General features: G+C 73.2%; 4 protein-coding genes. 3 read left to right on the top strand and 1 reads right to left on the bottom strand.

Annotation, left to right across the window (positions count from 1 at the left end; translation table 11 throughout):
- Window positions 1–395 (bottom strand): lysylphosphatidylglycerol synthase domain-containing protein (locus tag M3N57_07060; GenBank protein ID MDP9022442.1); only part of this gene is annotated, 395 nt, incomplete at its 3' end.
- Window positions 396–440: 45 nt separating this feature from the next.
- On the opposite strand from M3N57_07060, the gene M3N57_07055 reads away from it, so the two are divergent.
- From M3N57_07055 to M3N57_07045, 3 genes are all read left to right on the top strand, one after another.
- Window positions 441–1,418, top strand: coding sequence for an NAD(P)-dependent oxidoreductase (locus M3N57_07055; GenBank protein ID MDP9022441.1), 978 nt, complete (start codon window positions 441–443; stop codon window positions 1,416–1,418).
- Window positions 1,418–2,494, top strand: coding sequence for an iron ABC transporter substrate-binding protein (locus M3N57_07050; GenBank protein MDP9022440.1), 1,077 nt, complete (start codon window positions 1,418–1,420; stop codon window positions 2,492–2,494). Before M3N57_07055 ends, M3N57_07050 begins: the two co-directional genes overlap by 1 nt.
- A 73-nt stretch (window positions 2,495–2,567) precedes the next feature.
- On the top strand, window positions 2,568–2,754 hold a 187-nt coding region (locus tag M3N57_07045), incomplete at its 3' end, for a hypothetical protein (protein ID MDP9022439.1).

Below are 2,754 nucleotides of genomic sequence, written 5' to 3'. Positions count from 1 at the left end.
ACCGCGAGGAGGTCCGCGGCGCGCAGCGTCACCACGGACGCAGCCGCGGGCCGCAGCGGCACGGCCGCTCGGCGAACCACGCTCGCCACGCGCAACGGCTCACCCAGCCGCAACGGCAGGACGTGGTTCCCGGCCAGGGAGACGTGCAGAGCGGCCAGCGCCTGACCGAACCGCAGCTGCGGTAGCACCCGGCGCCACACCGCCGCGCGGACGACGAACGCCGCGGCGTACGCGGCGAGCACCGCGGTCAGCCTCAGCGGGTGAGCGACCACCGCACGCGCCGCTGTCGCGAGCGCAGCACCGTCCACGATGCGTGCAACGACCACGACCGTGGCCGCTGTGACCACGGCGACGGCGACCCACCCGCCCGAGCGAGGACGGCGGCCTGCCCTCACGGATCTCCCCAAAGTTGACTGGCCAGGTGAGGTTAGGCTCCCCTAATGTCCCGCGTCCAGAGCGGCGGGGCGCCGCTCGCACGATCGGAGATCGACGTGTCCCTGGCTGTGGTCACCGGCGCGTCCGGCTTCATCGGACGCCACCTCGTCCGCCGCCTGGCCGCCGACGGGGTGGACGTGTGCGGGGTCGACCGCCGGCCGCCGCCCCGCGGCGCTCCCGGATCGGCGGTCGTCGCGGACCTCGCGGAACACCATCCGGCGGTCGATGCGATCCTGCGCCGGGCCGGCGTCGTGTACCACCTCGCGGGATGCCCCGGGGTCCGTGATGACGGTCCCGGCGTCGCGGTCCGCCGGTGGCGGGACAACGTGGTCGCCGCCGAGCACGTCCTCGACATCGTCGCCGACCGGGTGCCGGTGGTGGTCACGTCCTCCTCGTCGGTGTACGGCGGTGCCGCCCACACGCCCACCGGCCTGCGTCCGTGCCGCGAGAGCGACCGGTTGCGTCCGCGCGGCGGGTACGCCCGGTCGAAAGCGGTCCTGGAACGCCGCTGCGCCGACCGGGTGGCGCGCGGAGGGCTGGTCGCGGTGGCTCGGCCGTTCACGGTCGCCGGTGAGCACCAGCGCCCCGACATGGCCATCGCCCGGTGGCTGGACGCAGCACGCAGCGGAGGTCCGCTGGCGGTGTTCGGCTCGTTGCGCCGGGTCCGCGACGTCACCGACGTGGGACACGTGGTCGACGGGCTGGTGCGCTTGGCGGCGTTGCGCCGGCCCGCCACGGTCAACCTGGGGACCGGCGTGGGCTACGCCCTGGCCGACCTCGTCGCGGCAGTCACCGCGGTCGCCGGTCGGGCGCCGGTCGAGATCCTCCCCGCACACGTCGACGAGGTCCCGGCGACGCTGGCGGACACCGCACGGTGCGAACGGCTGCTCGGCTTCCGACCGATGACCGACCTCGCCGATCTCGTCGCCCGTCAGTGGGACGCAGCGGATGTCCCTGCTCCCGACCTGGTGGAGGCACCGTGATGCGACCCGAGCGTGGCACCACGTCGACCGGGCCGACCGGCACACGCGCCGTGGGGCGACCCCGGCGCTGCCTCGGCCGCCGCCTTCGGCTGGGCACCGCGGCGATCCTGGTCGGCCTGCTCGCGGCCGCAGCGTCGGCGTGCGCCGGGGGCGGGGATGCGCTGACGATCTACTCCGGCCGTGGCCGCAGCCTGGTCGGGCCGCTCCTGGACCGCTTCGCGCAGGAAGCGGGCATCCCCATCGAGGTCCGCTACGGCAACTCGGCGGAGCTGGCGCTGCTGATCAGCGAGGAGGGCGAACGCACCCCAGCGGACGTCTTCTACGCACAGAACCCCGGTGCCGTCGGTTTCCTCGCCGAACGCGACCTGCTGCAGCCTCTGTCCGACACGATCCTGGGGACCGTCGATGCGCGCTTCCGCAGCGATCGCGGGCATTGGGTCGGGGTGACCGGCCGCCAACGCGTGCTGGTCTACAACACCGAGCAGGTGGACGAGGCGCAGCTGCCACGATCGGTGTTCGATCTGTCCGAGGAGCGCTACCGCGGACGGGTCGGGGTGGCTCCCACCAACGGTTCGTTCCAGGACTTCGTCAGCGCGATGCAGCAGGTGTACGGCGAGGAACGCACGCTGCAGTGGCTGACCGAGCTGGCCGACAACGACCCCCGCACTTACGGGAACAACAACGCCATCGTCGAGGCGGTCACGCGCGGCGAGGTCGCCATGGGCCTGGTCAACCACTACTACAACCAACGCTGGCTCGACGAGGATCCGACCCTGCCCAGCCGCAACCACGTCTTCCCCGACGGCGACATCGGGGCACTGCTGATCGCCTCCACCGTCAGCGTCCTGTCCGACGATCCACGCGCGCAGCGGTTCGTCGAGTTCCTCGTCTCCGAGGAGGCGCAGCGGTACTTCGCCGAGGAGACGTTCGAGTACCCGCTGGCCCGCGGTGTCGAGCCCGCTGCGGATCTGCCGCCCCTGGACAGCCTCACCCTCCCGAAGGTCGACATCGAGGAGCTCGGCGATGAGCTGCGCAGCACGATCGATCTGATCGAGCGCAGCGGGCTGCGCAGGTAAGGGGTCGCTCTCGACGGTGGAACCGCTCACGTCCGCGCCGCCACCCCAACGCGCGCTGCGTCCGCAGCGGGGGGTGGCACCCGAGGCCCCGGGTCCCGCCCCGCGCTGGCTGGCCACCGGCGCGGTCGCGGTGGGGACGGTCTTCGCGGTCCCGTTCGGCTACCTCGTGGTCCGCAACCTCGCCGACGTCCGCCGGTCCGCTGCGCTGCTCGTGGCACCCGCCGCGGTCGCGCCGCTGGTGCGATCGCTGGTCCTTGCCG

Source organism: Actinomycetota bacterium (assembly GCA_030776725.1).
In the GTDB taxonomy this organism is placed as follows: domain Bacteria; phylum Actinomycetota; class Nitriliruptoria; order Nitriliruptorales; family JAHWKO01; genus JAHWKW01.
This window is presented reverse-complemented; position numbering and strand designations above follow the sequence as displayed.